At 67.4% G+C, this 4,466-nt stretch carries 4 protein-coding genes and 1 pseudogene; 3 read left to right on the top strand and 2 right to left on the bottom strand.

What is annotated here, in order from left to right:
- Positions 1–596: pseudogene (locus B3H47_RS05460) on the top strand (DUF3488 domain-containing protein); the annotation flags it as partial.
- Between the two features lie 93 nt (positions 597–689).
- Here B3H47_RS05460 and rpoH read toward each other — a convergent pair.
- Positions 690–1,598: an RNA polymerase sigma factor RpoH gene (rpoH, locus tag B3H47_RS05455; RefSeq protein WP_013105057.1), complete on the bottom strand. Its 909-nt coding sequence runs from the start codon at positions 1,596–1,598 to the stop codon at positions 690–692.
- Positions 1,599–1,763: 165 nt separating this feature from the next.
- On the opposite strand from rpoH, the gene B3H47_RS05450 reads away from it, so the two are divergent.
- Positions 1,764–2,189, top strand: coding sequence for a hypothetical protein (locus tag B3H47_RS05450; RefSeq protein ID WP_156053275.1), 426 nt, complete (start codon positions 1,764–1,766; stop codon positions 2,187–2,189).
- A gap of 95 nt (positions 2,190–2,284) precedes the next feature.
- Positions 2,285–3,622 carry a TolC family protein gene (locus B3H47_RS05445; RefSeq protein WP_286986365.1) on the top strand — a complete coding sequence of 446 codons (1,338 nt, stop codon included), beginning with the start codon at positions 2,285–2,287 and terminating at the stop codon, positions 3,620–3,622.
- A gap of 9 nt (positions 3,623–3,631) precedes the next feature.
- Here B3H47_RS05445 and B3H47_RS05440 read toward each other — a convergent pair.
- On the bottom strand, positions 3,632–4,466 hold an 835-nt coding region (locus B3H47_RS05440; RefSeq protein ID WP_286986364.1), incomplete at its 5' end, for an EAL domain-containing protein.

The raw sequence follows: 4,466 nt of genomic DNA, 5'->3' as shown, positions 1-4,466 counted from the left end.
TGCGCGCCGACCCCACCGCCGCCGTTGACCCGGCGCGCATCGACCGCAGCGGCGCCACCCTGGCCGCGCGCGAGCCCCTGTTGGGCGTGGCCGCGCTCGGCCCGCGCGACGCCGCGCTGCTGCTGCAACTGCGCAACCAATGGGACGCGCTCAACAACACCTGGAACCAGTGGGTGCTGCACTACGGCAGCCAGCGCCAGCTCGACCTGCTGAACAAGCTCGGCCTGCACCAACCCGACATGGCCACCCTGGCCGCGCTGGCCATCGCCACCCTGCTGGTGGCCACCGCCATCGGCGGCGCGTTTCTGGCGCTGGAGCGCCGCAGGCACGACGCTTGGACGCAGACCTACGCCCTGCTGCGCGGCAAGCTGGAGCAGGTCGGCATCGACAGTGAACCCTCTACCCCGCCGCGCACTCTGGCGGGCCGCATCGACCCTGCCCGACTGGGCGCTGACAGCCTCCCGCCCCAATCCGCGCACGCCGCCATTGCGCTCCTGCTGCAACTCGAACGCTGGCGCTACGCCCCGCCAGTTGATGCCCGCCAGCGCAAAACGCAATGGGCCGCGCTGCGGCAGGCCGTGCGCCGCTGGCGCTGATGCGCGTGCGACAAACATCAAAAAAGCCCGTCATCGACGGGCTATTTTAGACGGTGCGACGACAGATTCAGGCAAACGAACCAAGCAAACGAATCAGGCAAATTCCGCCAGCGACTTGCGCATTTTTTTCATCGCCGCCACCTCGATCTGGCGGATGCGTTCGGCCGACACGCCGTATTCGGCGGCCAGTTCGTGCAGGGTCTTGCCGCCGCTGCCGTCATCATTCACCTGCAGCCAGCGCTGCTCGACAATGGCGCGGCTGCGGGCGTCGAGCAGTTCCAGCGCGTTTTCCAGCCCTTCGACCTGCAGCCGGTCGTGGCTGCGCGCTTCGAGCACGGCCATCGGCTCCTGCGTGTTGTCGGCCAGATAGGAAATGGGCGCGTAGCTCTCTTCGCCATCTTCCACCGTGGGATCGAGCGCGATGTCGGCGCCGCCCATGCGGCTTTCCATCTCGATCACGTCTTCGCGCTTGACGTTAAGCGCCTGCGCCATGTCGTCGATCTGCGCCTCGTTCATGCCGGCGTTGGCCGTTTTCATCGAGCGCAGATTGAAAAACAGCTTGCGCTGCGATTTGGTCGTGGCCACTTTCACCAACCGCCAGTTGCGCAGGATGTATTCGTGAATTTCGGCCTTGATCCAGTGCAGGGCGTAACTCACCAGCCGCACGCCATGCGCCGGGTCGAAACGCTTGACCGCCTTCATCAAGCCGATATTGCCTTCTTGAATGAGGTCGGCATGCGGCAGGCCGTAGCCCAGATATTGCCGTGCGGTGGAAACCACCAGCCGCAGGTGCGACAGCACCAGTTTGCCCGCCGCGTCTTTGTCCCCCTGCTCGCGCCAGGTGCGAGCCAGCCGCGCCTCTTCTTCCGCGCTGAGCATGGGCAGGCGGTTGACGGCGCTGATGTAGGCGTCCAGATTGCCCAGACTGGGCAAGGCGAGCGGAAACGCGCCATCGACCTGGGCCGGGCGCAGAACGATTGCGGCTGACTGAGTGTGGGTCATGGATGGAATCCTCCTGTTTGTGTTTGATATTAGCACTCACAGTGAGAGAGTGCTAAAGACCAATAGTTCCCTGCCGGGCCGGGGCGAAAACCCATTTTCCGCACGTTCTATGGGGGGTTTGATGACGGCAGTGTGCCTGCGAATTCTTAGGTTAGACTTTGCTGCATGTCTCGCTTGCTGCGTCCCATTCTGGTCTTGCTGCTCGTCTTGCTGCCTCTGCGCGGCTGGGCGCAGGTCAGCATGAATTTGGGCGACGGAGTGCAAACCCCGGCCCAGACCACGGCGCAGGCGCAGGCGCAGGCGCATGAGATGACCTCAAATGACATGGCCTCAATGGCGGATCTGCACTCGCTGGCGGCAGATCAAGACACGTCGGAAGCCATGCCGGGCTGCCACGTCGACGCCAACACCCCAGCCGATTGCGGCTCTCACGATCACCAGCATTGCGTGATCTGCCATCTGGCTGTGGCTCAGCCCCCGGCCTTCACCCTGCTGCTGACCGACGCCGCGCAGCACTCGTGCCCCTCCGCCGCCAACACCGCGTGGCACAGCGCCGATCTGCGCACCCTGCAGCGTCCTCCCAGAGCCTGAACCCCGTTTGAGTCCCGGTTGCAGCGCGGGTCGCCAGACTTGCGCTGCGCATCGTGTCGCCGCGCGCTGTCGCGGCTCGAATGAGGTGTCAATTCATGTGGAACCCACCCAGACCGCAGGTGCGCCTGCGGGCGCTGCGGCTCGCCCCCCTGGCCGCAGCCGCGCTTCTGGCAGCCTGCGCGCCCTTGCAAACCCGGCAGTCGCTACAGGCCGTCAATGTCATTACCCTGCCCCACACCGGCACGCCGCTGCACTTGCTGCGCGACCCCGCGCAGCAGCAAGACGCGCAAGCCCAGATCGACGCGCTGCTGTCCAAACCCCTGTCTGCCGATGACGCCGTGCGCATCGCGCTGCTCGGCAGCCCCGCATTGCAGGGGCTGATCGCGCAGACGCAGGCCGACTCGGCCGACTCCACGCAAAGCGCCCGGTTGACCAACCCGGTTTTCGGCTTCGAGCGCCTGCTCATCGGTGGCGGGGTGGAAATCACCCGTAGTCTCAGCTTCGGTCTGCTCGATCTGCTCACCTTGCCCACGCGTTCGCGCCTGAACGACACGCAGCAGACGCAACTTCGGCTCAGCCTCGCCCGCGCGGTGCTGCGCACGGCGGCGCAGGCGCGGCTGAGTTGGGTTCGCGCCGTGGCGGCACAGCAAACTGCCGCCTACGACCGCGATGTGGTGGAAGCGGCCAAGGCCACCGCCATTCTGGCTGACCGCATGCGGCAGGCAGGCAACTTCACCAAGCTCGACGCGGCGCAGCAAGGCCTGTTCGCCGCCGACAGCCAGCTACGCCTGAGCCGCGCCGAACTGGCCGCCACGCAAAGCCGCGAAGCGCTGGTGCAGGCGCTGGGGTTGTCGGCAGAACAAGCCGCCCGCCTCGCTTTGCCGACGCAACTGCCGGAGGTGCCGAAGCAGCCGAGCGCAGCCGCGCCGATGGCGCTGCAAACCGCGCTCGACCAGCGTCTGGACGTGCAGCTCGCCCGCGCCGACTACACGGCCACCGCGCAAGCTGCAGGGCTGGCGCGCGCTACCAGCCTGATCGAGCATGTCGAACTCGGCGGCGTGCGCAAGACCTATAGCGACGCGCCGCCGCAAAACGGCTTCGACCTCAGCCTGCCGCTGCCGCTGTTCGATCTGGGCGACGCCCGCCGCAGCGCCGCCGCCGACCGCGTGCTGGCCGAAGCGCACCCCGAGCGCGCGAAGATCGCTGTGCTGGCGATCCCGCAGCCGCTGGAAGCCGGCGAGGCACTGGCCAAGCTGCGCGCGATCAATCCGGCGCTGACGCTGCTGGCGCGCGCGCACAGCGAAGGCGAAGTGAAGCACCTGCTGGAACACGGCGCCGACGGCGCGGTGCTGGCCGAGCGCGAACTGGCGTTCTCGCTGGCCGAAATGGTGATGTCCACGCCACCCTACCGCCCCCAACGCGTCCCGGGCTGAGCCGGCGGCTCATCCGCCCGATGCCGTGGCCTCCGTCACGGCGTCGGACAGCACCTCGGCCAAGGGTCTGGGCTTGCCGTAAAGATAGCCCTGCACGCGCTGCACACCCAGGCGACGCAGGCAGAACTCGGTGTCCTCGTCCTCGACGAACTCGGCGACCGTCGCCGCGCCGAATGCCTTCGCCACCGCCACGGAGGCCTGCACCACCGCATAGTCCTTGCCCAGCTGGGCGACGTTGCGCACGAACGAACCGTCGATCTTGATCACGTCCACCGGCAGTTCTCGCAGCCGCGCGAAGCTCTGCATGCCCGTGCCGAAATCGTCGATGGCGATACGGCATCCCAGCGCGCGCAGGTCGGTCAGCAGGTGGCTGGCGGCGGCGGTATTGGAGATGGCCGCGGTCTCTGTGACCTCGAAGCACAGTGCGCTCATCGGCAACGGCGAACCCGCCAGCAGGGTGCGCAGTTCCACCTGGAAGCTCATCGAGGCCAGGCTCTGTCCGGTCAGGTTGATCGCGATCTCCCGGCAATGCGGCAGGGCGGCGGGCGACTTGCGCAGCAGCCGGAACAGTGCGCGCATCACGGCCAGGTCCAGTTCGGCGCCCCGGCCCGCGGCCTCCAGCGGCGCCATGAACCGGGCCGGCGACATGATCTCGCCCCGCTCGTCCAGCAGCCGACACAGCACTTCGCCCGTGAGCGCACGCGGATCGGCATCGTGTCCGTCCTCCAGCTCGCGGATCGGCTGGAAGTACAGGACGACACGCTCGTTGCGGAGACTGGCCAGCGCCTCGGTCGCGTCGGGCAACTGGCGGTGCTGGGTCTGGCGCAGATGGCTGTGGGCCGCA

The sequence above is a fragment of the Thiomonas sp. UBA7699 genome (assembly GCF_002482605.1).
Taxonomy (GTDB): Bacteria; Pseudomonadota; Gammaproteobacteria; order Burkholderiales; family Burkholderiaceae_C; genus Thiomonas; species Thiomonas arsenitoxydans.
The sequence above is the reverse complement of the archived record's forward strand: the minus strand, read 5'-3'. Positions and strand labels throughout refer to the sequence as shown.